Raw genomic sequence first — 21,844 nt, forward strand, 5'->3', positions numbered from 1 at the left:
GGTCAAAACCCAAATCAGCGTTTGATGTTGGTGGTTTCTTGCAGCATCTCATCAACGGTCTGAATCACCGTAGCAGCCGAGGAATAGGCGCGTTGGGTCTGAATCAGCGAAGTCAGCTCGGTCGCGATATCTGTGGTCGATTCCTCGCGCGCGAAAGACACAAGTTCACCTGTTGGACCTTCCCCCGCGTTCCAGAGAAAATATGTGCCGCTTTCCCGTGATGGCGCATAAGTCTGGCTGTCCAGCGCGGTCAGGCCATTGGGGTTGGGCACATCCGCCAGCGGGATCTGGAACATGCGGCGGCTGACACCGGTGTCATAGAACGCATAGACATAGCCATTTTCGTCAACTTGAACGCTGGTCATCGTGCCCACGGCCGACCCGTCGCGTGTGATCGAAACGGGCGCAAAGGTATCGGACAGTTGCGTGATGCCGTCCGCATCGCCGATCTGGCCGATATTGATCTCCATCGGGCCACCCGCGACGTTGACCACAAGGCTGCCGGTTGCCGGGTCATAGGCCCCGCCCGACACGGTGGCGACGCTGGCCAGTGTACCGCCCGCGGTGCGGCTGTCGGTGAACGTCAGCGTGTATTCCCCGATCACCGCCCCGCCCGAGGCTGAGTCGCGCAGCACCATGGTCCATTCATTGCTGCTGCCGGCCCCGGGGACGGTTGGCACAAGTTCGATATCCACGCTTTCGGATTTGCCCAGGTTGTCGAAATATTCAACCGACAGGGGTTGTGTGTCGCCCGGCGACCCGGCTTCGGTGGCCGTTGCGGGCAAGTTCATACGCAGATTCATCTGTGTGGTCGGCGCGCCGGACAGTTGATTGACGCTGAGCTGCACGGGCTCGAGCGCTGCCGGGGTGTCCCGCGGCACCGCGGGAATTGAACCGTCCGGGTTGGCGCGCCAGCCCAGCAGGACCAAGCCGGATTCGGTGACCAGATACCCTTCCTCATTGGTGCGGAAAGAACCGGTCGTGGTCAGTTGCATCTCATTCGAGCCACCCGCGATTTGCGAGCTTGGGCGAACCGGCAGCATGCCTCGGCCGCGTACTGCCAGATCGGTTGAATTGTTGGTCGTCACCAGTGACCCGCGCTGATCGATCAGACGCTGGCTGGTGGTTCTGACCCCGCCCGCCGAGTAGCTGCCGCCCTGACCCGAGGTGACCATCGAATGAAAATCCGTCTCGACCCGCTTGTAGCCGAAGGTCGACGAGTTGGCGATGTTGTCTGAAATAGTAGCCAGCCGGTTGGCGTTGGCCTTCAAAGATGCCACACCGGCATTCAGCGAGGAGGAAATCGTCATTGGCACGCCCTTCTGTTGCGTCAATCGTTGAGGCAACAGCTAACGCACTGCCCCTTAACAGCGCGCTAACAGTTAAAATGCGGCCTATCCTGTGCGTTCAGGTGTCGCGCAGAAAGATGATTTCGATCCGGTTATTGCGCACGGCCATCGGGTTTTCATCGCTCAATTCCCGGTCGGCATGACCGGTCACGCGATCCAGCCGAGAACCCGCAAAACCCTTATCTTCAAGCAGTTGGCGTACCACTTGCGCGCGCGAGGTCGATACATCCCAGGACGGGTCCTGCGCCAGAACCACGGGCGAGGCGCTGACGTGACCCTCGACCGAGACAGCATTTGTCACCAGATCCGAAGATCGCGTCACCAGCAGGGCCAGCGCTCGCATCATCGGGGTCGGTTCATCCGTTCCCGATTCGAACAGCGGCTGATCTTCGGTATCAAACAGCTCAACCACCAGACCTTCGTCAGTGACGCGCGTTACGATATGTTTCAGCACCTTGTCAGACACCATGCTTTCCCCGGTATGCCCCAGAAGCTGCGCCTCAAGCGTCGAGAAGTCCTCGGACATTTCCTTGCCGCCATCGGGATTCACGCCGATCGACCCCCGCGCTTGCCGCGCAATCGTCGGGTGCCGCTTGGTCGCGCCCGAGCCATCCATCACCATGGTCACTTCGGAAAACATGTTGTTGCCGCCAAAAGCCCCATCGCCCCCGCCCGAGACCGGGTTCACCGGTATTGTTGGCGAGAAGTAATCTGCCAGCCCTTTGCGTTGTTTCTCAGTCGTTGCATTCAGCAGCCACATCAACATGAAGAACGCCATCATGGCCGTGACAAAGTCGGCATATGCGACTTTCCACGCGCCGCCGTGGTGACCATCGCCACCTGACACACGTTTCTTCTTGATGATGATTGGCGCCGCATTGGATTGCGCACCCATCTCCACCACCTTTTCTATCACCCGACTACAGGCGTAGCGGGGCAGGTCTTAAGGTGGGCTTAACACTTAAAACTGTCCTGATTTCGCTAGCGCGGCAAGTTGGCGTTGGCCCGCCGCAGGATCAGTTGCAGGCGGTTGAAGCTGTTTTTGATTCCATCCGGTTCAGATTTGCCAAAGAACGCGTCCAGTTCCTCATGCACGCGCACGGCCTGATCCAGCAGCGGGTCTGCGCCTTCGGCATAAAGCCCGGCCTTGATCATGACCTCGGATTGTTCATAGCTGCCGACCAGTTTGCGGGTTTCCGAGATCAATTGGTTTTCCTCTGCGGTGGCCGCCCCCGGCAGGCTGCGCGAAACCGAACGGCTGAGGTCAATGGCCGGAAACCGCCCGCGCTCGGCAATGTCGCGGCTCAGCACGATATGCCCGTCCAGAACCCCGCGCAGGATGTCAGCCACTGGTTCATCCATATCCGAACCCGCGACCAGAACGCTGAACACGGCGGTGATATCACCTTGGCCCGCCGCTCCGGGACCCGCGCGTTCACACAACCCGGCAATCAGCGGCGTGACCGAAGGTGGGAAGCCCCGCAACGAAGGCGCTTCGCCCATGGCAACGGCGATTTCGCGGTGCGCCTCGGCAAATCGCGTCACCGAATCGGCCAGAAACAATACGTTCAGCCCCTGATCGCGCAGATACTCGGCCACCGACATTGCCGACCAGGCGCAACGCCTGCGGGCAAGCGCCGATTGGTCGGACGTGGCCGCGACAACGACCGAGCGTTTCATCCCCTCTGCCCCCAACGCATGTTCGACAAACTCGTTCACCTCGCGCCCGCGTTCGCCCACCAGTGCCACGACAACGGCATCCGCCTGCATCGATTTCGCGAGCGTTGCCAGCAAGGTGGATTTTCCGACGCCCGATCCGGCGAACAGACCGATGCGCTGACCCTGGACCACGGGCAGCATCGTGTTGAGCATCGCTAAACCGGTCTCCATCCGTACGCCCAGCGGTTTACGTGCCACAGCGGGCGGCGGAGCACGCATGATGTCCTGCTCATGTGCGCCCGAAAGCAGAGGTTTCCCGTCCAGCGGTTTGCCAAAGGGATCGACCAGGCGCCCCAGCCAGTGCATGCCGGGTGCGAAAGCGGGTGTCTGGTCCAGAATCACCCGGTCACCCAGGCACACCCCATCCGGCGCGGCGGTTGGCATCATGTGAATCCCGTCGGCCTCGACATGCAGCACTTCGCCCGGCAGATCCAGGCCATTACGACGCCGCAATGTCAGGTGGTCACCGATTCGCGCCTGCCCTTCAAGGCCTTGTATTTCAATGGCTCCACGGGCAACGCCCGCAACGCGACCCATATGGCGCACGGCAGACAGGCGGTCGAATTCACACTTCAGAAGCATCGGGTCGAGATCGGACATCGTGGGTTCTCCAACGGGTTTCTGCAAACGCTTTCTAAAGGAATCGGGGTTAAGCCTTGATTGAAATTGATCGAGGGAGAAGCCCCGATGTTCTATGACCTGAACGTCTTTAAGGCAGCGTACGCAATGGCAACCCATGCCGGGCAACGGCAGGCAGTGATTGCGCGCAACATGGCCAATGCAGATACGCCCGGCTATCAGCCCCGCGATATCGAGGGTTTTCAGAAAGCATTCGAAAAATCAGACCGTCAGGTTTCGATGACCGCCACCCGCGCGGGTCATCTGAACGGCGCCACCGCCCCACAGCCCTGGTCCGAGTTTGAGGTTGCACCGTCAGGCGATCCAAACGGCAATGGAGTGTCTGTCGAGGAAGAGATGTTCAAAGCGGTCGAGGTCAAGCGTCAGCACGACCGCGCGCTGACCATTTACAAATCCTCGATGAACATCCTGCGCAGCAGCCTTGGCCGGTCATAAGGAGTGTAAGACATGAGCGATTTTTCCCATTCCCTAGCCGCCTCAACCAATGCTCTGCGTGCGCAATCAGCCCGCCTGCGGCATGTGTCCGAGAATATCTCGAACGCCGATACGCCAGGTTATCGCCGCAAAACTGTGCCGTTTGAGACGGTGCAAAAAAACGGACAAGAGGTGGTGCATGCCGGGCGCGTCAAACTGGATCGCCGCGAGGGTTCGCGCATTTATGACCCCGGTCACCCGATGGCGGATGAAACCGGCCATTACCGTGGCTCGAATGTCGATCTGATGATCGAAATCGCAGACGCACGTGAGGCGCAGCGCAGCTATGAGGCCAATCTCAAGATGTTCGACCAGTCACGCCAGATGTCGTCGAGCTTGATGGAACTTCTCAGAAAATAAAGGACACCAGAATGGATATCCGATCCCTGACCGCGGCACAAAACTATGCTGTCGCTCGCCCGGCCACGCAGGCCGATCCTGATCACGCCGGATTGGCGCAAGGGCTGCGCAGAACGTTTCAGGACTTTACAGCGACGCTGAAGCATTCCGAGCAAATGTCGCAGGCCGCCATGACCGGCCAGGCCGATCCCCACGCTCTGGTACAGGCACTGGCACAGACCGAGCTGGCCGTGGAAACGGCGGTCATTGTCCGCAACAAGGTGGTCGAGGCGTATCAGGAAATCCTGCGGATGCCGGTCTGATCGGATGCTCAGCGAAGGTCTCTTCTATGACATTGTGCGCCAGGCGCTGTGGGTCGCGGTCATTACCTCGGTTCCTATCCTGGCGGTGGCGCTGGTGTCGGGCCTGATCGTGGGTCTGTTTCAGGCGCTGACCTCGGTACAGGAAATGACACTGACCTTCGTGCCCAAGCTGATCGCCATCGTCATCGTGTTCTGGATCTCGATGGGGTTCATGACCCAGACGCTGGTGACGTTTTTCACCACAACCCTCATCCCATTGATCGCCGGAGGTCGCTGATGGATACCGCCTATACCACTTTGTCCCGTCAATCGGGCCTGATGAATGAAATGCGGCTGGTGGCGAATAATATCGCCAATGCCAACACCACCGGATATCGCGCGCAGGGTCTGGTGTTTTCCGAGTTTGTCCGCGACTTGCCGGGCAACCCGTCCCTGTCCATGGCACGGGCCGAGGCGCGCAACACTTCATTGCAGCAGGGCCTGCTGACGGAAACCGGCGGCCAGTTTGATTTTGCCATCGAAGGTGATGGGTTTTTCATGGTCGAAACGCCATCCGGCAACAGGCTGACCCGGGCCGGAGCGTTCTCACCCAGTGCCGAGGGTGATTTGGTCACGATGGACGGCCACCGGGTGCTGGACAGCAACGGCGCACCTGTTTTCATCCCGCCGGATGCTGCGTCGATTGACGTTGGCAGCGATGGCACACTGAGCATCGAGGGGCAATTGCTGGGGCAGATCGGCGTCTATCGTGTGGCCGATCCCAAAACGCTAGTGCGTGAAGGCAGCACGCAGTTCCGCGCCGAGGGCGAAATTGACCCGGTCGAAAACCCAGTGGTGCTGCAGCGTTTTCTCGAAGGGTCCAACGTCAATGCGGTCGAGCAGGTGACCCGGCTGGTGGAAATCCAGCGCGCCTATGAGCTGGGCCAAAGCTTTCTGGAAACCGAAGACGAACGTCTGCGCGGCGCGCTCAAGGCGCTGATGCGTTGATTTGTGAAAAGGAGATTTTGACATGCGAGCATTGAAAATCGCGGCTACGGGCATGACCGCGCAGCAGATGCGGGTCGAGACGATCTCGAACAACCTGGCGAACACGAACACCACCGGCTACAACGCCCGCCGGGCTGAGTTCGCGGATTTGCACTATCAACAAATGGCGCGGGCCGGGTCGGTGAACGCCAATGACGGCACCGTTCTGCCCACCGGAATTCAACTGGGTCTGGGTGTGCGTCCAGCGGCCGTCACAGTGCAGTTGGCGCAGGGTGGCTTGTCGGCCACCGGGAGCGATCTGGACGTGGCCATCGAAGGGCGTGGTTATCTTGAAGTTACGCTGGCCAATGGTCAGTCGGGCTATACCCGCGATGGCAGCCTGAAACGGTCCGCAGAGGGGCTGATCGTCACATCAGACGGGTTTGCCGTCGCGCCCGAGATCACCATTCCTGACGATGCCCGGTCGATCTCGATCAACGCTGCGGGCGAAGTTTATGCCTATTTCGACGACACGGCAGACGGGCAACTGCTGAGTGAGCTGACGCTGGCCAGTTTCTCGAACGCCAAGGGGCTTGAGGCGATTGGCAGCAATCTGTTCAAGGAAACCGAAGCCTCAGGCGCACCCGTGGTCGGCACACCGGGTGAGGATGGTCTGGGCACGCTGCGGCAAGGCTATCTTGAGGACAGCTCGGTCGATGCGGTGCGCGAAGTGACCGAACTGATCGAGGCGCAGCGGGGATATGAGATGAATGCCAAGGTCATTTCCGCCGTCGACCAGATGATGGGCGCAACCACACAGGTGCGGTGATGCGGCTTCTGGTTTTGATGTTGGCCCTTTTGGTGCCGGCCTCGGTACAGGCTGAAATCGTAGTGCCGACACGCACTATTCGCGCCAAGGAAATGATCTCGGCGACTGATCTGGAGCTTAAGGCCCAGCAGGTGCCCGGCGCGATAACCACGCCTGAGTTTCTGATCGGGCAAGAGGCTCGGGTCGCGCTGTATCCCGGACGCCCGATCCGTGAAGGCGATGTGGGTCCACCGGCCCTGGTGGATCGCAACGATCTGGTTGTCCTGATCTTTGACCGCACATCGCTGTCGATCACCGCAGAAGGTCGCGCGCTGGGTCGTGGGGCCGCCGGTGATCGTATCCGGGTCATGAACCTGTCCTCCCGTACCACTGTGACGGGCCTTATCCGGCCCGACGGCCAAATCGAGGTAAAATGATGTCGCAACTTTCGAAATCTCTGTTGTTTGTCGTTCTGGCGGTGTCAGCCTGCGGGCGCTTGGATCATCTGGGCAAACCGCCAAGCTTCACTCCGAACGAGGACTCCCCCGAACATGTCGCGATGTTGTGGCCGGGCCTGCCTTTGCACACCCAGCCGCAGCGCAATGTCGACAGATCCTCACTTTGGAGCGGTGGGCAACAATCGCTATTGGGCGATCAGCGGGCGATCAAAAAGGGGGATATCCTGACGGTCGTGATTGAGCTGGACGAAAAAGCCGAGTTTTCGAACGACACGGAACGCTCGCGATCTGCTTCGGAAAGCCTTGGCATCGTCGGCTTGTTTGGCCTGCCACAGCGCGCGGCGGATCATCTGCCGGAAGGGGCATCGCTGGCGGACGCGGTCGAGATCGATTCCGCCTCAGAAAGCACGGGCGAAGGATCGGTTAAGCGCAAGGAAAAGCTGACGCTGCGTGTGGCCGCGACCGTGATCGACGTGCTGCCAAACGGGGTGCTGTCGATTTCGGGCTCGCAGGAACTGCGCGTCAATTTCGAACTGCGCGAGCTTTTGGTGACGGGCTACGTGCGACCACAGGATATCTCGCGCAAAAACGAGATCACCTATGACAAGATCGCCTCGGCCCGCGTGTCTTATGGCGGGCGCGGACAGATCACTGACGTGCAGCAGCCGCGTTATGGCCAGCAGATCCTGGATGCTGTGCTGCCGTATTAAGGAGCGGATGTGATGAAGAAACTTCTACCCGTCGTATTCTTGCTGATCGGTCTGGGGGCCGGTATCGGTGCCGGAGTTGTGTTTGCGCCCTCCGGTGAACCGAAAGAGGCCGCAAAACAGGAAAAACCCAAGGCCAAGGCGGAAAAAACCAAAGAGAAATCCGCCAAGAAAAAGGACATTGCTGGAAAAAAAAACACGCAAAGCGACTATGAATACCTCAAACTGACCAAGCAGTTTGTGGTGCCCGTCGTCGATGCGGACCGGATCGCGGCGTTGGTCACCATGTCGCTGAGCCTTGAAATCACTCCTGGCATGACCGAAGCTTTCTACGCGCTTGAACCCAAACTGCGCGACGGTTTTTTGCAGGTCATGTTTGATCACGCCAATACCGGTGGTTTTGACGGCGCATTCACTGAATCGGACAATATGAGCGTTCTGCGCAAAGCGTTGCTGGAGACAGCGCGCAAGGATTTGGGCGATGATGTGTTTCAGGTTTTGATCATGAGCGTCAACCGTCAGGACGTTTGATTCTGACGGGGTTATACGCTGTTTAGTAGGGTGACGATTTCCGGTGCTGGGCGCGTTTGTGTGCCTTTTTCTGGGCGTCTGACAGGTTGGTGACGGCTTGTTTGCGGCCAAAGGCCGAGCGCAGCGCGTCCATCGCCGACAGTTTTTGCGCCCGAATCCGCGCCAGTTCCATATTCAACTGGCGGCGCGTGGCCGACTCCCAACCGTTCCACAACACATCGGTGCCAGTGACTCGGTACCCCTCGGCCGCGGTGCTGTCTTGGCGTGATTGCCTGACCTGCGCGTCCAGCCGCGCCAATTGGTGTTGCGCGCGTGCTTCAGCCTCTAGCAGGGGGCGCAGGGCGTTGTATTCTTTTTGAAACACGGCCTCTGTAACGTTTTTCAGGTCTGATAGGGCTGCTTGTTTCATCTGATCTGTCCTTTGGCCTTTTTGCGCATCGCCTCTGCAAATCGGATGGCAGCAGCGACGGGGCGATAATGTTCTTCCGCGATTTCCTGTCCGATCTCGACGGCGGCATGCAGGGCGCGGGCCGTGGGCGGGTCGGAATGAATGGGAACACCAGCCTCAGCAGCCCGGCCCCGGATTGCTGAGGCCACCTCTTCCACGCCCTTGGCCACGCAAACAGGGGCTGACCCCGCCGTCCGGGCCCATTTCAAGGCCACCGCGTAATGGGTCGGGTTGACGATCACCACATCCGCCGAGGGTACGTCGGACATCATCTGGTTCGTGGCGATATCCTGCGCGCGCTGGCGGCGTTGTTGTTTGACATGCGGGTCGCCTTCGGCATCCTTGGTTTCGTCCTGAATTTCCTTGCGCGACATCCGGTTCTTGCGAATATGCTCGGCATGTTGCCAAAGAAAGTCGATCACCCCGATGGCAAGCGCCACGGTGATGACGATGAACAGGAAGCGAAACAGAAAATTCATCATCAGCATGACCGATGACCGCGCCGGAGCGGCGCTGGCGGACAGAATCTCGTTTAGGTTGGAGCGCAGAAACAGCGCCAGACAGGTGCCGTAGATCACCAGTTTCACAAAGCTCTTGGCGAATTCGAACAGGCCGCCGCGCCCGAATTTGTTTTTCGCATTCGAGATGATCGAGATGCGGGACAGTTTGGGTTTCAGCTTGCTGGGCGCAAAGATCAGCGCACGCTGGGCGATCAGGCTGAGCAGAACAGCGGCGGCGGGCACAGCAAACAGAACCGTGACGGACAACAGCGCCGTTTTGACCATCCCACCGACCGGGCTTGCGGCGGGCCCGTCGGTCAGCAAGGGAGCGATTGTGTCGGCCTGATCAATCATCACGACAAACAGGCTTCCCATATGTTGCACACCGAATTGCCCGGCCGCGAACAGGGCAATGAGGAACCCGGCATAAGCGGCAACCACGGACAGGTCGTTGGACTTGGCAACCTCACCCTTTTCGCGCGCTTTCTGGAGCTTCTGCGGCGTCGGCTGGTAGGACTTGTCGCTGTCGTCTTCGGACCCGCTCATCTTGGGTCCTCAAGCGGGTTCAGCATGAAGGCAAAAAAGGCATCAGACCAGACAGACAAGATCAGGGGCGTGCCCGCGAACAACAGGAACAAGCCCGCAAAAGTAATGGCCGGAGCGCCAACGAACGCCACCATCAGCTGCGGCATCGAGCGGTTGATGACGCCAAGCGCAAGGTTATAGATCAGCGAGGCGATCACGAAGGGCATAGTCAGCGCAAACGCCAACCCAAAACTGCGCGCAATTTGCTGCACCCCCCATTGCGACAGGTCCGGGGCTAGTATTGGGGTGCCCATTGGAAACAGCGTATAGCTGTGGATCAGAAACTGAGCGACGCGGATGTGCAGGCCGAGCAAAACCGCCAGTGTCAGGCCAGCCAGTGTCAGAAGATATCCCATCGCGGGCACGGGATCTGCAGCGGCTGGACCCAGAATCTGCGACAGCGATGTTGCCTGCGCCGCAATCGATCCTGCCGTTTGCAGGGCCAGCACGAACAGTCGCAGCGACATACCCAAGGCCATCCCGATCAGCACTTCGGTCAGAACCAATTCTGCCATTGGCAACAGGCCGGGTGGGGCAACAGGCGCCGCAATCGCTGGTGTCACAATAAGGGTAAAGGCAGCCGCGATGCCGAATTTGACGCGGGTCGGAATGCTGCGCTCGCCAAAGGCGGGCAGCAGCGACACCATGGCCGAGACACGCAGGAAGACGGCAAAGAGGTGCCACAAACCCTCACCCAGCTGGGGCAAAAGCTCGGGCGGTAGCGCGATCACGCGGGCACCGTTCCAACCAGCGAAGGCCGCGCCTCGAGCCCGATTTCTTCGAACGACAGCACCGGGTTGGCTATGCCGCGCGCGTGCATGATGGTGCGCAGCAAACGGCGACGGCGGGTCGAGGTGACCAACGCCGGAAACAGCCCGTGATCGGCGGATTGCGCGACACTGTCGACCACGCCATCGGCCAGCTTGTTGAACAGGTTCGGCGGCAGCGCCACGTCGAGACCCGCTGCAGGCGCGTCGATCTGGTAGGTGGTGAAGGTATCCTCCCACTCCGGGGCCAGTTGGATCAGCGGTATCGATCCGTCTTCGCGTTTCATCTCGGCCACCAGTTGGAAACCCAATCTCTGCCGGACCAGTTCGCAGATGCCTTCGGGTTGGGTGGTGGTCAGCCGCGCCTCGGCCACGCTTTCCAGAATCAGCGCCATGTTGCGGATCGAGACCCGTTCGTCCAGCAGCAGACGCAGCACCGCATGTAGCGTGTCGATCGGTACCTTGTCCGGGATCAACTCGTCCAGAAGCTTGCGGTTAGCCTCGGCCCGAACCGGATCGCTGAGCCGTGTCATCTCGGACAAAAGGCGGCGCAGGGATTTCAGCGTCAGCAGGCGTGAGAAGTTCTGTTTGATGATCTCAAGCAGATGAGTGGCCAGAATCTCGGGCGGGGAAACGATGGTGGCCCCACTAAGCGCGGCGGCCTCTTGATCCTTGGGCAGAATCCAGCGGGCGGGGGCGCCATAGACGGGCTCGGTCACGTCATTACCCTCGGGCAGCATGTCGCGGTCATCCTGTACCAGCGCCAGAACCAGATCGGGGTTCAACACGCCGCGCGCCTGTTCGACGCCCTGGACCTTGACTACATAGGTGCCCATGGGCAGATCGGCGCGGTCGGTCAGGCGGATGTCAGGCAGGATCAGGCCAAAGCTTGAGGCCACATAGGTCCGCATATTAGCGATGCGCGCGTCCAGCCCGGTGCCGGGGTTGAGGACCATGCTGACCAGATCGGGGGCAAACTCCAGATGCACATCGTCCAGGTCCAAAATATCGCCAATGGCTTGCGAGACCGGTGTGTCTTTCTGCGGTGTTGGGGCCAGCGCCTCTTCCGCTTCGCTCTTTTGCTTGCGATGGACGTAATAGGCCGCATAGCCCAGAACACCCGCCCCCAGGATGAATGGCAAAAAGGGCAGGCCGGGCATCAGCGCAAACAGCACCATCAACATGGAAACTGTTGCCAGGGCCGCTGGATGCCGGCCCAGCTGCGAGAAGATTGCATTGTCGGTCGCCCCCTGCGTACCGCCGCGGGCCAGCAACAGGGCTGACGCGATCGATATGATCACCGCCGGGATTTGCGACACCAGCCCGTCACCGACGGTCAGGATGGCATAGGTCTCGAACGCGGATGAGATTGGCATCCCATGGACGATCACACCCATGATCAATCCCATCACCAGGTTGAGCAACGTGATCAGCAGTCCGGCTATCGCATCGCCTTTGACAAATTTCGACGCCCCATCGAGAGAGCCGAAAAACGTCGTCTCTTGCTGCTCACGCTCGCGGCGTTCTTTAGCCTGTTGGTGGTCGATGGCCCCGGCGGACATGTCGCTGTCGATGGCGAGCTGTTTTCCCGGCATGCCGTCCAGGGCGAACCGCGCGCCGACCTCGGCCATGCGGGCAGCGCCCTTGGTGATGACCATGAAATTTACGATCAGCAGCACGCCGAACACCACCAACCCCAGAAAGATACTGCCGCCCATGACGAAGTCGGCAAAACCTTCGATCACGTCCCCAGCGGCATTGGATCCCGTGTGCCCCTCTCCGATGATAAGCTTGGTTGAGGATACGTTTAGCGACAGCCGCAGCATCAGCGAGGCCAAAAGGATTGTCGGGAAAGACGAGAAATCCAGAGGCCGTTCGATAAACAGCGTCAGCGTAAAGATCAGGATCGCCAGCGCGAACGAGGCTGCCAACCCCACATCCAGCACCCAGGCGGGCATCGGCAGGATCATCATCACGATGACCGTCATCAGCGCCAGCGCCAGCAGCACGGTCGGAGAAAACAGGGAACGGGCGTCGATCTTGGACACGCATGCCTCCTAGTTGAACGAGATAAAGGCGGTGGCAGTGCCCGAAGGCGGAACCAGCGACCCCAGCGCGCCGCCACCCGGTTGCGGCAGGTTGACCGGGATCAGAGGGGTTGCGGCGGTGGTAAACGGGTCGCGCGCGGCCCGTTCCGGGGCAGTGGGCAAGGATTGATCCAGTTGTGCCAGTACGGTCTGAAACCGGCCCGAGTAAGCATTGGCCAGCGATGGTGTGCGGGAATGATAGGCCCCAACGGCTGCGGGCCACGATCCAAGCTCGGCATACAGTTCATTCAGAAACCGGGCGGCGTAGGTGGCGTTTTCATCCGGGTCGAACATGGCGTCGATGGACCGGAATGCCTTGCCGTGCCAACGGTAATTGATCTGGAAACAGCCGATGTCAAAGCTGCGCTTGCCTGCTTTGAAAATGTCGAAAACGTAAGATTTCGCCTCAAACTCGGACGTGAACCAGTATCCTTGCCCTTCGACATTGATGGTCCAGGGCCAGGGTTCCAACTGCCCGTCCCGCAACCGCCCGGTTTCCACCCGCGCAATCGCGCGTAAGACATCCAGCGGTACACCCTGGGATTGGGCAGCGCGGCGCGCGGCTGCATCGCAAATGCCCGCACCGCTGGCATCGGGCATGGCAAAGACCTGTTGCGCCGCACTCAACGCAAGCAAACTCAGGCCAAAGATCAAACGATGGGGCATTCTGCCGGTCCGGGATTCTGATCAGTCCCGGCCAAGCTAATCCTGCTAGGGTTTACAGAGGGTTATCAGCCGTTCAGATTCGATCAATCCGGCGGCCGAAGACAACGCTGGTATTGGTGCGCAGCACGCCGGGGATCTTGGCCAGATCATCAACCAGAATATCCAGGTCCTCGATCCGCGGGGCCTCGGCCGATAGCAGGAGGTCGAACTCGCCATTTATCGACAGGCAGAGCTTGACCTCGGGGTAAGCCTCAAGCCGATTGATGATACGCTTGGTTTCCTTTTGCTGCACTTCCAGCAGCACGACCACCTGTACGCTCGGGGCGTCTTCGGGGCTGTTCAGAACCACCGAATAGCCTGCGATCACGCCACGCTCTTCCATGCGGCTGATGCGTTCATGCACGGTGGTTCGGGCCACGCCCAGCTTCGCGGCAATCTTGGTGGTCGATTCGCGAGCGTTGTGCTGCAGGGCGGCGATGATGCGACGGTCTAGCTGATCCATGATGCACCAAGGTGTAATGCACCGGGGCAGGGGGGCTCAAGACATGTCAGCATGTTCTTTTGAAACGGCTTTCCGGTCCGAACGCGGCCAGATCACAAGGGCCACCATAACCCCGGGGGCCGCGATCAGGGTCATCCAGCCCAACGTTGCCGCCGTGCTGGTTGTGGTCATGATCCAGCCGGTCAGTGGATATAGCACCAGCCAGCAGGCGTGCGACAGGGTGAACTGGGCGGCAAACACGGCTGGTCGGTCTTCGGATCGGGTCGAGCGGGTCAGCAACCGGCCTGAAGGCGTCAGCGTGGCGGAATAGCCAAACCCGATGCAGGCCCAGAGTATTGCGAGACCGATCAGAGAGATCGGCATAGCCGCGAACAGGATGGCAGAGAGACCAATTGCCAGGGTTCCGAAAATGGCCCCGCCTAGCATAACGGTGCGGTCCATGAATCGATCTAACAGTTTGGGCAGGGCAAATGCGGCCAGCATCGAACCACCGCCGAACCCGGCCAACGCTATGGCCACAGCGCTTTCCGACAGGCCCAAATCGGACCGCACAATTACAACCGTATTGACGATAATCATCGCGCTGAGGGTCGCTGCTGTCCAAGTCAGGGCAAGTAATCCGCGCAGTCGGGGTGTGCTCAGGTAAAGACGAATGCCGCGTGTCGTACGGTCATAAATACCACGGCGTCTTGTCGGTTTGGGTGAGGGCAGGGCAACCGACACCACCAACAGTGCCGAGGCGATGAACCCCAGCCCCGTACCCCAGAACAGGCTGTCGAAACTGACGAACAGCAAAAGCGCTGCGGCCAGAGCAGGGCTGAGCAGGCTTTCAAGATCATAGGCAAGCCGCGACAGGGAGAGCGCCTTGGTATAGTCCTGCTCATCGGTCAGCACGTCGGGGATGGTGGCCTGAAACGCCGGGGTGAACCCGGCTGAGGCGGATTGCAGGGCAAAGATCAGCACATAAATCTGCCAGATCTCGGTCACGAAAGGCAGGCAGACGGCGACCGCTGCACGCACCAGATCCAACGTCACTAGCATCCGGCGGCGGTCGAGCCGCTCTGCGAAGGCTGCTGCAAGTGGGGCGACGACCACATAAGCCACCATCTTGATCGTCAGCGCGGTGCCCAACACCAGACTGGCCGCGCCACCTGCCAGATCATAAGCCAGTAGCCCCAACGCAATTGTCGCCAAACCGGTGCCCGTCAACGCAACGACCTGAGCGCCCAGCAAATGGCGATAGGTTCGGTTTCGCAGGACACTCAGCATCGGCGGTTCGGACCTTTTTTCAATTGGCGTCGCGTCAGGGCCTGCTTAATGCCAGACGCACGGCGGCCTTATCCATTTTCGTGTCAAAGCAGGTGGGGTCAAGAAATCCGCGCATGTTTGTCGCATTCTATTGATGGCGTTGAGTTTACGGGCCAAACCTCCTATCTCGGGGGCGATATCGCATAAAGGAAGACCCCGTGGCGAACCATCTTTATAAAAACGACCTGCCGGACGGGTTGGACCTAGGCCCTGTGGTGGCCATTGATTGCGAAACCATGGGGCTGAACCCGCATCGCGACCGCCTGTGCGTGATCCAGATGTCGGGCGGCGACGGCAACAGCCATATCGTGCAGGTTGAAAAGGGCCAGACGCAGGCACCAAACCTGTGCGCCATGTTGGAAAACCCCCACGTGTTAAAGCTATTCCATTTTGGACGGTTTGACATTGCCGCGATGTACCACACCTTTGGCGCACTGGCCGCGCCGGTCTATTGCACCAAGATCGCCAGCCGTCTGGTGCGCACCTATACCGACCGTCATGGCCTGAAGAACCTGTGTCAGGAGCTGATTGGTGTCGATATTTCGAAGCAGCAGCAGATGAGCGACTGGGGGGCCGAAACCCTGACCGACGCTCAGCTGGAATATGCGGCCTCGGACGTTCTGTACTTGCATCAGCTACGCGATGCGCTGGACGGGCGTTTGGCCCGCGAAGGCCGTGCTGAGATGGCGCAGGCGTGTTTTGACTTCTTGCCGACGCGTGCGAAACTTGACCTCGCAGGCTGGCCCGAAACGGATATCTTTGCACACTCATGACTGATAACGAGTCCTTTCTGAGAACCGCCAAACAGGTCGTCACCGACGAGGCCCGCGCGCTGGACGTGCTGGCCGACAGTCTGGACGAGCACTTTGCCGAAGCCGTGCAGATGATCCTGCAGGCCCCGGGTCGCATCATCATCAGCGGCATCGGCAAATCCGGCCATATTGGCCACAAGATCGCCGCGACGCTGGCCAGCACCGGCACACCGGCCTATTTCGTGCATCCGGCCGAGGCCAGCCATGGGGATCTGGGCATGGTCTCCAAAGGTGATGTGGTTGTGGCGATTTCCAATTCGGGCGAGGCACCGGAACTGGTAAACCTGCTGGCCTTTACCCGCCGCTTTGGCATTCCGCTGATCGGCCTGTCCAGCAAGCCGGAAAGCACGTTGATGAAGCAGGCCGATGTGCATCTGCTGATCCCGTCGCTGGGTGAGGCCTGCGGGTTCGGCATGGTGCCCTCGATCTCGACCACGCTGACATTGGCGATGGGCGATGCGTTAGCCATTGCGCTGATGAAATACCGCGACTTCCAGCCCGAGGATTTCCGCGCCTTCCACCCCGGCGGCAAACTGGGGGCGCAGCTGTCCACTGTGCGCGATCTGATGCATGCCGACCTGCCCGTGGTGCCTGTTGGCACCCCGATGAGCGAAGCCTTGCTGGTCATGAGCCAGAAAAGCTTTGGTGTCGTCGGCGTGACCGACGAGGCGGGCCGCCTGATGGGCATCGTCACGGATGGTGACTTGCGCCGGAACATGGACGGGTTGCTGAACAGAACTACCGAAGAAGTGATGACCCGCAACCCGATGACCATTGCACCAAACGCTATGGCGGAAGAGGCGGTTGCGATCATGAACGATCGCAAGATCACCTCGCTGTTTGTAGTTGATCCCGAAGGACAGGGGCAGGCCGAGGGGCTGCTGCACATCCACGACTGCTTGCGCGTCGGTCTGGGCTAGGTAGGGGCTGAGCGGTGGACGGACATTCACGCATGGTTCAGTTTTTTAAGGTGGTGCTGCCGTTGGTGGCCATCTTGATGCTGTCCACTGTGTTCTTGCTGTCGCGCAGCATCGAAACCAATGTGTCCGTGCCCTTTTCCCAACAGGATATCGACGAACGGTTGGCCGATCAGGTGGTGACGCAGCCAAACTACCGCGGCACCACGCGCAAGGGCGAAGAGGTCCAGATCCAAGCAACCCGCGCCACGCAGGGCACCGAAGTTTCCACCCCGACAGCGGCCGAGTTCCGGGGCCGCCTGGGCCTTTCGGGCGGCGGCGTTATCACGTTGGATTCCAACTCTGGCATGATCCGCCCCGACAAAAACACCGCGACCTTTATTGGCGATGTGGTCATCACCTCGACCGATGGCACCGAGATCACAACCGATCTGCTGAACACCGCGCTGGATGAAATTCGCGGTGACGCGCCGGGTGAGGTGCACGGCACCGGGATTCTCGGCAACATTTCAGCAGGTGGCATGACCTTTGGAACGGAAAAAAAGGACGGACCGGTCCATATTATTTTTACAGACGGCGTGAAGCTGATATACGAGCCTGAAAAAGCAGAAAGATAACCTGTGTTCGATTTTCGATTTGTTCCACTTTGCCTTGTACTGACACTTGGTGCTTTTTCTGCGGCGGCGCAGGAGACTCAGGTTGCGTTTGGCGCGGTCAAGGCTGACCCTTCGCTGCCGGTCGAAGTGACCTCGGAAACCCTCAACGTCAATCAAGAAAACGGCTCGGCCGAATTTGTGGGCAATGTGATCGTCATTCAGGGGGAAATGCGCCTGACCGCTGAACGGGTGCTGGTTCTGTATAATGAGGATCGCTCGGGTATCGAGCGGATGGAAGCGACCGAAGATGTGGTTCTGGTCAGCCCGCCCGACGCGGCCGAGGGTGACTGGGCTGAATACACCATTGATTCAGGTGTGATCGTGATGAAGGGCAATGTGCTACTAACGCAGGGGCCCAGCACCATCAGCGGCGATCAGATGAATGCTGATCTGACCACTGGCACGGCAACGATGACAGGCAATGTCAAAACCATCCTGCAGCAGGGCAATAATTGATGGCGCGGCCTGAACTGACCGTGGCCGAGGGGCAATCCGGCCTCAGAATAGAAAAGCTGCGGAAATCCTATAGCAAAAAGACCGTGATCCGCGATGTGTCGATGACGCTTGACCGGTCCGAGGTCGTGGCGCTGCTGGGTCCGAACGGGTCGGGCAAAACCACCACGTTCTACTCGGTTGCCGGGCTGGTCTTCCCTGAGGCGGGCACGGTTACGATCGACGGGCAGACCGTAACGACCTTGCCGATGTACCGCCGCGCGCGTTTGGGCATCGGTTATCTGCCGCAAGAGATGTCGATCTTCCGCGGCATGAGCGTCGAGGACAACATCGCCTCGGTTCTGGATATCACCGTCCGCCATGCCCATCGCCGCAAAGAGCGGCTGGAAGAGCTGCTATCGGATTTTTCGATTGAACACCTACGCCGGGCACCCGCGCTGGCCTTGTCGGGCGGTGAACGCCGCCGGGTTGAAATTGCGCGCTGTCTGGCGGCCGATCCGAAATACCTGCTGTTGGATGAACCTTTTGCGGGTGTCGACCCGATCAGCGTGGGCGATATCCGCCACCTGGTCGCTGATCTGAAAAAACGCGGTATCGGGGTTCTGATCACTGACCATAACGTGCGGGAAACGCTGGAGATTGTGGATCGCGCTTATATCCTGCATGACGGTCAGGTGCTGATGTCCGGTACCCCGGACGAAGTGGTCGAAAATGAGAACGTCCGCCGTGTCTATCTGGGTGAAAATTTCCGTATATCATAGGCTTGCGCAGAAATGCGCCGACTGCATGGCGGAAATCACGTATATACACGTCTGTTTTGATTGACTCTCCCGCCGTCTCTTGCCTCAATTGGGTCATGGCATTTCTTCGGTTTCCGTCTGGATCACGATGCCCCTTCCTGGAAGGGCAAATGGCGCGGCTACTGCAGGATATGCCTTTTTCCCCCACCCGATAAAAACACGTGCGTCGCGTAACGTGACGTAAAAATGGGTGTGAATTGTGAAGGAGATCACATGCGTTACCAAATCAGCGGAAAACAGATCGACATCGGCGCGGCGCTGCAAACTCACGTGCAGACCGAACTGGGCGAGGTTGTGGGCAAATATGCCCAGCGTCCGACAGATGCCAACGTCGTCTTTTCCCGTTCAGCGCATGAATATGTATGCGAAACCACCGTACATCTTTCTACGGGGCTGACGGCGCAGGCCAAAGCTCATGCAACTGAAATCTATGCAGCGTTCGAAGGTTGCTGCGACAAGATGGAAACACAGCTGCGCCGGTATAAGCGGCGTTTGAAGGATCACCACAAGGATCGGTCTGAGCCTGTTGAACTCTTTGGGGCGTCGTCCTATATCCTCGCCTCTGACGAATCTGACTCGGCAGCCGAACCCGAATCTCTGCAGCCGATGATCGTGGCTGAGATGGAAACCAAGATCCCATCGCTGAGTGTTGGTGAAGCCGTCATGCAGATGGAACTGGCCGGCGCCCCGGTGCTGGTGTTCCGGAATGAAAACAAGGACGGATTGAACGTCGTTTATCGTCGGGAGGACGGTAATATCGGCTGGATCGATCCGTAACAGGCAAGAATAGCAAAGGCAGGCCCCTGCAAATGCGGGGGCATCGCCATGGAGCGTAATCATGGAGCTTTCGAGCATACTGAAGCCCGAAGCAGTTCGCGTACTGTCCGCCGCTTCCAGCAAGAAGCGGTTGTTTCAGGAAATTGCGGATGTGGCTGAGGCAGCGTTGGGCCTTGATGCCCAGATTGTTGTCGAAGGGCTGCTGGAACGGGAAAGCCTGGGGCCGACTGGTGTGGGGCATGGCGTGGCTTTGCCGCATGCCCGTATGGCTGAATTGGAAAACGTTTCAGGCGTGTTTGTCATGTTGGAAAAACCGATCGATTTCGGATCGGTTGACCGTCAGCCGGTCGATATCGCCTTTGCCCTGTTCGCCCCAGAAGAGGCCGGGGTGGATCATCTGAAAGCACTGGCGTTGGTGTCCCGCACCCTGCGTGACACCTCGGTCTGCGCCAAGTTGCGGGCCAACCCGGACCCGGTCAAGCTGTATGCGATTTTGACCGAAGCGCAGTCTATGCAAGCGGCCTAAGCCTTTAAGGATATGAAAAAAGCCCCCGGTTTTCCGGGGGCTTTTTCGTTTTTTGGATGGGGTTGCGGTTAACCGCCAGCGCCCATTTCCAGCGTCCACCAGATTTTCCCGCCACCTTCCTGATGCCATGCAAAACCCATCTGCGTGGCCTTGGGGTCCAAAATCACCGAGCGCGGACCGGGTTCTTGCATCCAGGCGGCCAGCGTTTCGGTTTCGGTTTCATAGGTCTCGGAAATTGCTTCGCCCAGGAACGTGCCAAAATAGCCCACGCGCTGGGCGCGGTCGATTGGCGATGATCCGTCCGACCCAAAATGCCATGGGCGGTTTTGCCGTGCCATGTCCTTGGCGTGGGTGGCGGCCGCGGCATTAAGCTGCGAATTCAGCTGCACTGACTGCAAGCCCTGCGCCTGACGCAGTGCGTTGACCGAATCAAGCATGCGGAACTGCAGTTTTTCGGGATTGCCCCGGATTTTGTAGACGGTCGGCAGCGGCCGGCCATCCGATCCATATGTCGGGGTGCTGCTGGGTGTACATGCGGCCAGCGCAATAAAGCAGGTAAACAGTAATGAAATAATACGCGTCATGATCGACCTGATGATTGTGTTAATCTACGGCATAGCGTGACAGACCGTCTTGAGCAAACGCACAATGGACCCATTCTGCGTGATTCTGCCGGTTTGATTTGCGACTGAAGCATTCTGGCAATAGAATACGACAGATTTTCAGACTGGCCTTAGCAAAGGACCGCCCCTCATGGTCAAGAAACACATTCATGTAGCTTCCCGTCGCGGATTCCTGGCCGGGGCTTCAGCCCTGCTGGCCTCACCTGCGATTGCGCAATACATTCCCGGCGACCCGCTGCGCCCCGCACCCGAGGCGGAACCCAATGTGCGGCGAAATATCTCGGGCTTTCGTGCGTTGGATTGGCAACCCTATTTCTCGAACACAAATAACGGGGCCATTCTGGTCGATACCGTCTCGCGCGCGTTACATTACTGGTCCGACGACCAGCGGGTGTATAAACTTTACCCCTCGTCCGTACCTCTGACCGAGGAGTTGACGCGCCGTGGCCGTACAAGTGTGATCCGCAAAGTCGAGGGTCCGAGCTGGTCACCCACGCCTTCGATGAAAAAGCGCAACCCCGAATGGCCGGATTATATCCCGCCGGGTCCTGATAACCCATTGGGAACGCACGCTTTGTATCTGAGTTGGAAGTATTATCGCATCCACGGAACGCATGATACGCGCAAAATTGGCCGCCGTTCGTCGAATGGGTGCATCGGTTTGTTCAATGAGGATATCGCGGAATTGTTTTCAATGGCGAAGGTCGGCACGCAAGTGTTGCTAATTTGACGACATTTTCGCGCACGAACCCGCTTGCGGCGCAAGTTGCAATTGCATTCCAGTCGGATAGCTGGTTAGAAAAAAACACGAGGTAAGTCTTGGGTGTGCGGTTTCACTATTCGGAACCGTGCAAATTCTGGAGGTTAATATGAAGAAACTCGTTCTCGCCGCTGCACTGACTGCTGCTGCTTCGACCGCTTATGCCGGTAACCTGGAAGAGCCGGTTGTTGAAGCACCGGTTGTTGTAGAGGAAACTCAAGGTTCGTCGCAGGGTATCATCCTGCCGCTGATCCTGCTGGTCGTAGTTGCCGCAGCTGTTGCAGCAAGCTAATTTGACGAGCGTCATCTAGAGAAAAGGCGGTGGAGCGATCCACCGCCTTTTT

29 protein-coding genes are annotated in these 21,844 nt (G+C 59.1%); 18 read left to right on the top strand and 11 right to left on the bottom strand.

Features of this window, described 5'->3' with window-relative positions; genetic code table 11:
- Nucleotides 1–14: 14 nt before the first annotated feature.
- From ACR0AJ_RS18755 to ACR0AJ_RS18765, 3 genes are all read right to left on the bottom strand, one after another.
- Nucleotides 15–1,310 carry a flagellar hook protein FlgE gene (locus tag ACR0AJ_RS18755; protein WP_170351880.1) on the bottom strand — a complete coding sequence of 432 codons (1,296 nt, stop codon included), beginning with the start codon at nt 1,308–1,310 and terminating at the stop codon, nt 15–17.
- A gap of 97 nt (nt 1,311–1,407) precedes the next feature.
- Nucleotides 1,408–2,244: a flagellar motor protein MotB gene (locus tag ACR0AJ_RS18760; RefSeq protein WP_170351881.1), complete on the bottom strand. Its 837-nt coding sequence runs from the start codon at nt 2,242–2,244 to the stop codon at nt 1,408–1,410.
- Between the two features lie 86 nt (nt 2,245–2,330).
- Nucleotides 2,331–3,650: a FliI/YscN family ATPase gene (locus ACR0AJ_RS18765; protein WP_480741627.1), complete on the bottom strand. Its 1,320-nt coding sequence runs from the start codon at nt 3,648–3,650 to the stop codon at nt 2,331–2,333.
- Nucleotides 3,651–3,755: 105 nt separating this feature from the next.
- On the opposite strand from ACR0AJ_RS18765, the gene ACR0AJ_RS18770 reads away from it, so the two are divergent.
- The 9 genes from ACR0AJ_RS18770 to ACR0AJ_RS18810 are packed head-to-tail and all read left to right on the top strand — an operon-like array spanning nt 3,756 to nt 8,313.
- The gene (locus tag ACR0AJ_RS18770; RefSeq protein WP_480741629.1) at nt 3,756–4,142 is read left to right on the top strand and encodes a FlgB family protein; all 387 of its coding nucleotides are present in this window, start codon (nt 3,756–3,758) and stop codon (nt 4,140–4,142) included.
- Between the two features lie 12 nt (nt 4,143–4,154).
- Entirely contained in the window at nt 4,155–4,541 is a 387-nt protein-coding gene (gene flgC / locus ACR0AJ_RS18775) for a flagellar basal body rod protein FlgC (protein ID WP_480741598.1), read from the top strand.
- A gap of 11 nt (nt 4,542–4,552) precedes the next feature.
- Complete coding sequence (gene fliE, locus ACR0AJ_RS18780) at nt 4,553–4,843, top strand: flagellar hook-basal body complex protein FliE (RefSeq protein ID WP_170351884.1); 291 nt, start codon at nt 4,553–4,555, stop codon at nt 4,841–4,843.
- A 4-nt stretch (nt 4,844–4,847) separates the two neighbouring features.
- Nucleotides 4,848–5,120, top strand: coding sequence for a flagellar biosynthetic protein FliQ (locus ACR0AJ_RS18785; protein WP_058282142.1), 273 nt, complete (start codon nt 4,848–4,850; stop codon nt 5,118–5,120).
- Complete coding sequence (locus tag ACR0AJ_RS18790) at nt 5,120–5,830, top strand: flagellar hook-basal body complex protein (protein ID WP_170361880.1); 711 nt, start codon at nt 5,120–5,122, stop codon at nt 5,828–5,830. The genes ACR0AJ_RS18785 and ACR0AJ_RS18790 overlap by 1 nt, the downstream gene beginning before the upstream one ends.
- A 22-nt stretch (nt 5,831–5,852) precedes the next feature.
- Complete coding sequence (gene flgG, locus ACR0AJ_RS18795; RefSeq protein WP_480741600.1) at nt 5,853–6,638, top strand: flagellar basal-body rod protein FlgG; 786 nt, start codon at nt 5,853–5,855, stop codon at nt 6,636–6,638.
- Complete coding sequence (gene flgA / locus ACR0AJ_RS18800) at nt 6,638–7,054, top strand: flagellar basal body P-ring formation chaperone FlgA (protein WP_480741602.1); 417 nt, start codon at nt 6,638–6,640, stop codon at nt 7,052–7,054. Before flgG ends, flgA begins: the two co-directional genes overlap by 1 nt.
- Entirely contained in the window at nt 7,054–7,785 is a 732-nt protein-coding gene (gene flgH / locus ACR0AJ_RS18805) for a flagellar basal body L-ring protein FlgH (protein WP_480741630.1), read from the top strand. The genes flgA and flgH overlap by 1 nt, the downstream gene beginning before the upstream one ends.
- A gap of 12 nt (nt 7,786–7,797) precedes the next feature.
- Complete coding sequence (locus ACR0AJ_RS18810; RefSeq protein WP_425082241.1) at nt 7,798–8,313, top strand: flagellar basal body-associated protein FliL; 516 nt, start codon at nt 7,798–7,800, stop codon at nt 8,311–8,313.
- A gap of 22 nt (nt 8,314–8,335) precedes the next feature.
- Here ACR0AJ_RS18810 and ACR0AJ_RS18815 read toward each other — a convergent pair whose 3' ends face one another.
- The 7 genes from ACR0AJ_RS18815 to ACR0AJ_RS18845 all read right to left on the bottom strand — a co-directional run bounded on the left by ACR0AJ_RS18815 (nt 8,336) and on the right by ACR0AJ_RS18845 (nt 15,137).
- On the bottom strand, nt 8,336–8,722 hold the full coding sequence (locus ACR0AJ_RS18815) for a hypothetical protein (RefSeq protein ID WP_170351890.1): 387 nt from the start codon (nt 8,720–8,722) through the stop codon (nt 8,336–8,338).
- Nucleotides 8,719–9,807, bottom strand: coding sequence for a flagellar type III secretion system protein FlhB (flhB, locus tag ACR0AJ_RS18820; RefSeq protein WP_480741603.1), 1,089 nt, complete (start codon nt 9,805–9,807; stop codon nt 8,719–8,721). Before flhB ends, ACR0AJ_RS18815 begins: the two co-directional genes overlap by 4 nt.
- Entirely contained in the window at nt 9,804–10,577 is a 774-nt protein-coding gene (locus ACR0AJ_RS18825) for a flagellar biosynthetic protein FliR (RefSeq protein ID WP_170351892.1), read from the bottom strand. The genes flhB and ACR0AJ_RS18825 overlap by 4 nt, the downstream gene beginning before the upstream one ends.
- Nucleotides 10,574–12,601 carry a flagellar biosynthesis protein FlhA gene (gene flhA, locus ACR0AJ_RS18830; protein WP_480741632.1) on the bottom strand — a complete coding sequence of 676 codons (2,028 nt, stop codon included), beginning with the start codon at nt 12,599–12,601 and terminating at the stop codon, nt 10,574–10,576. Before flhA ends, ACR0AJ_RS18825 begins: the two co-directional genes overlap by 4 nt.
- Before the next feature lie 69 nt (nt 12,602–12,670).
- Nucleotides 12,671–13,366 (bottom strand): lytic transglycosylase domain-containing protein, encoded by a 696-nt coding sequence (locus ACR0AJ_RS18835; RefSeq protein ID WP_480649181.1) that lies wholly within the window; start codon nt 13,364–13,366, stop codon nt 12,671–12,673.
- 73 nt (nt 13,367–13,439) lie between these two features.
- The gene (locus ACR0AJ_RS18840) at nt 13,440–13,868 is read right to left on the bottom strand and encodes an Lrp/AsnC family transcriptional regulator (RefSeq protein WP_170351894.1); all 429 of its coding nucleotides are present in this window, start codon (nt 13,866–13,868) and stop codon (nt 13,440–13,442) included.
- A gap of 36 nt (nt 13,869–13,904) precedes the next feature.
- Nucleotides 13,905–15,137: an MFS transporter gene (locus ACR0AJ_RS18845; RefSeq protein WP_480741605.1), complete on the bottom strand. Its 1,233-nt coding sequence runs from the start codon at nt 15,135–15,137 to the stop codon at nt 13,905–13,907.
- A 197-nt stretch (nt 15,138–15,334) separates the two neighbouring features.
- On the opposite strand from ACR0AJ_RS18845, the gene ACR0AJ_RS18850 reads away from it, so the two are divergent.
- The 7 genes from ACR0AJ_RS18850 to ACR0AJ_RS18880 all read left to right on the top strand — a co-directional run bounded on the left by ACR0AJ_RS18850 (nt 15,335) and on the right by ACR0AJ_RS18880 (nt 20,117).
- The gene (locus ACR0AJ_RS18850) at nt 15,335–15,949 is read left to right on the top strand and encodes a ribonuclease D (RefSeq protein ID WP_170351896.1); all 615 of its coding nucleotides are present in this window, start codon (nt 15,335–15,337) and stop codon (nt 15,947–15,949) included.
- Nucleotides 15,946–16,908, top strand: coding sequence for a KpsF/GutQ family sugar-phosphate isomerase (locus ACR0AJ_RS18855; protein ID WP_170379275.1), 963 nt, complete (start codon nt 15,946–15,948; stop codon nt 16,906–16,908). The genes ACR0AJ_RS18850 and ACR0AJ_RS18855 overlap by 4 nt, the downstream gene beginning before the upstream one ends.
- A 32-nt stretch (nt 16,909–16,940) precedes the next feature.
- On the top strand, nt 16,941–17,522 hold the full coding sequence (gene lptC / locus ACR0AJ_RS18860; RefSeq protein ID WP_174818944.1) for an LPS export ABC transporter periplasmic protein LptC: 582 nt from the start codon (nt 16,941–16,943) through the stop codon (nt 17,520–17,522).
- A gap of 3 nt (nt 17,523–17,525) precedes the next feature.
- Nucleotides 17,526–18,017 carry an LptA/OstA family protein gene (locus ACR0AJ_RS18865; protein WP_413247494.1) on the top strand — a complete coding sequence of 164 codons (492 nt, stop codon included), beginning with the start codon at nt 17,526–17,528 and terminating at the stop codon, nt 18,015–18,017.
- Nucleotides 18,017–18,775: an LPS export ABC transporter ATP-binding protein gene (gene lptB, locus ACR0AJ_RS18870; RefSeq protein WP_170351899.1), complete on the top strand. Its 759-nt coding sequence runs from the start codon at nt 18,017–18,019 to the stop codon at nt 18,773–18,775. The genes ACR0AJ_RS18865 and lptB overlap by 1 nt, the downstream gene beginning before the upstream one ends.
- Before the next feature lie 252 nt (nt 18,776–19,027).
- Nucleotides 19,028–19,591, top strand: a complete 564-nt coding sequence (hpf, locus tag ACR0AJ_RS18875) for a ribosome hibernation-promoting factor, HPF/YfiA family (RefSeq protein ID WP_170351900.1) — start codon at nt 19,028–19,030, stop codon at nt 19,589–19,591.
- Between the two features lie 61 nt (nt 19,592–19,652).
- Entirely contained in the window at nt 19,653–20,117 is a 465-nt protein-coding gene (locus tag ACR0AJ_RS18880) for a PTS sugar transporter subunit IIA (RefSeq protein ID WP_170351901.1), read from the top strand.
- 68 nt (nt 20,118–20,185) lie between these two features.
- On the opposite strand, the gene dalA is transcribed toward ACR0AJ_RS18880, so the two are convergent.
- Complete coding sequence (gene dalA / locus ACR0AJ_RS18885) at nt 20,186–20,701, bottom strand: divisome-associated lipoprotein DalA (RefSeq protein ID WP_170351902.1); 516 nt, start codon at nt 20,699–20,701, stop codon at nt 20,186–20,188.
- Nucleotides 20,702–20,870: 169 nt separating this feature from the next.
- On the opposite strand from dalA, the gene ACR0AJ_RS18890 reads away from it, so the two are divergent.
- Both ACR0AJ_RS18890 and ACR0AJ_RS18895 read left to right on the top strand, forming a co-directional pair.
- A complete protein-coding gene (locus tag ACR0AJ_RS18890) occupies nt 20,871–21,470 on the top strand; it encodes a L,D-transpeptidase (RefSeq protein ID WP_170351903.1) in 600 nt (199 codons plus the stop codon).
- A gap of 139 nt (nt 21,471–21,609) precedes the next feature.
- Nucleotides 21,610–21,792: a hypothetical protein gene (locus ACR0AJ_RS18895; protein WP_010442520.1), complete on the top strand. Its 183-nt coding sequence runs from the start codon at nt 21,610–21,612 to the stop codon at nt 21,790–21,792.
- Nucleotides 21,793–21,844: the final 52 nt, after the last annotated feature.

Source organism: Ruegeria sp. CJ9 (assembly GCF_056536625.1).

Coding starts and splice junctions, on each gene's coding strand:
- ACR0AJ_RS18880 (WP_170351901.1), top strand. CDS start 19,653: ATGGAGCTTTCGAGCATACTGAAGCCCGAAGCAGTTCGCGTACTGTCC.
- dalA (WP_170351902.1), bottom strand. CDS start 20,701: ATGACGCGTATTATTTCATTACTGTTTACCTGCTTTATTGCGCTGGCC.
- lptC (WP_174818944.1), top strand. CDS start 16,941: ATGGTTCAGTTTTTTAAGGTGGTGCTGCCGTTGGTGGCCATCTTGATG.
- ACR0AJ_RS18845 (WP_480741605.1), bottom strand. CDS start 15,137: ATGCTGAGTGTCCTGCGAAACCGAACCTATCGCCATTTGCTGGGCGCT.
- ACR0AJ_RS18785 (WP_058282142.1), top strand. CDS start 4,848: ATGCTCAGCGAAGGTCTCTTCTATGACATTGTGCGCCAGGCGCTGTGG.
- hpf (WP_170351900.1), top strand. CDS start 19,028: ATGCGTTACCAAATCAGCGGAAAACAGATCGACATCGGCGCGGCGCTG.
- lptB (WP_170351899.1), top strand. CDS start 18,017: ATGGCGCGGCCTGAACTGACCGTGGCCGAGGGGCAATCCGGCCTCAGA.
- flhB (WP_480741603.1), bottom strand. CDS start 9,807: ATGAGCGGGTCCGAAGACGACAGCGACAAGTCCTACCAGCCGACGCCG.
- ACR0AJ_RS18790 (WP_170361880.1), top strand. CDS start 5,120: ATGGATACCGCCTATACCACTTTGTCCCGTCAATCGGGCCTGATGAAT.
- flgH (WP_480741630.1), top strand. CDS start 7,054: ATGTCGCAACTTTCGAAATCTCTGTTGTTTGTCGTTCTGGCGGTGTCA.
- ACR0AJ_RS18840 (WP_170351894.1), bottom strand. CDS start 13,868: ATGGATCAGCTAGACCGTCGCATCATCGCCGCCCTGCAGCACAACGCT.
- fliE (WP_170351884.1), top strand. CDS start 4,553: ATGGATATCCGATCCCTGACCGCGGCACAAAACTATGCTGTCGCTCGC.
- ACR0AJ_RS18855 (WP_170379275.1), top strand. CDS start 15,946: ATGACTGATAACGAGTCCTTTCTGAGAACCGCCAAACAGGTCGTCACC.
- ACR0AJ_RS18895 (WP_010442520.1), top strand. CDS start 21,610: ATGAAGAAACTCGTTCTCGCCGCTGCACTGACTGCTGCTGCTTCGACC.
- ACR0AJ_RS18770 (WP_480741629.1), top strand. CDS start 3,756: ATGTTCTATGACCTGAACGTCTTTAAGGCAGCGTACGCAATGGCAACC.
- flgG (WP_480741600.1), top strand. CDS start 5,853: ATGCGAGCATTGAAAATCGCGGCTACGGGCATGACCGCGCAGCAGATG.
- flgC (WP_480741598.1), top strand. CDS start 4,155: ATGAGCGATTTTTCCCATTCCCTAGCCGCCTCAACCAATGCTCTGCGT.
- flhA (WP_480741632.1), bottom strand. CDS start 12,601: ATGACGGTCATCGTGATGATGATCCTGCCGATGCCCGCCTGGGTGCTG.
- ACR0AJ_RS18815 (WP_170351890.1), bottom strand. CDS start 8,722: ATGAAACAAGCAGCCCTATCAGACCTGAAAAACGTTACAGAGGCCGTG.
- flgA (WP_480741602.1), top strand. CDS start 6,638: ATGCGGCTTCTGGTTTTGATGTTGGCCCTTTTGGTGCCGGCCTCGGTA.
- ACR0AJ_RS18835 (WP_480649181.1), bottom strand. CDS start 13,366: ATGCCCCATCGTTTGATCTTTGGCCTGAGTTTGCTTGCGTTGAGTGCG.
- ACR0AJ_RS18765 (WP_480741627.1), bottom strand. CDS start 3,650: ATGCTTCTGAAGTGTGAATTCGACCGCCTGTCTGCCGTGCGCCATATG.
- ACR0AJ_RS18890 (WP_170351903.1), top strand. CDS start 20,871: ATGGTCAAGAAACACATTCATGTAGCTTCCCGTCGCGGATTCCTGGCC.
- ACR0AJ_RS18810 (WP_425082241.1), top strand. CDS start 7,798: ATGAAGAAACTTCTACCCGTCGTATTCTTGCTGATCGGTCTGGGGGCC.
- ACR0AJ_RS18760 (WP_170351881.1), bottom strand. CDS start 2,244: ATGGGTGCGCAATCCAATGCGGCGCCAATCATCATCAAGAAGAAACGT.
- ACR0AJ_RS18755 (WP_170351880.1), bottom strand. CDS start 1,310: ATGACGATTTCCTCCTCGCTGAATGCCGGTGTGGCATCTTTGAAGGCC.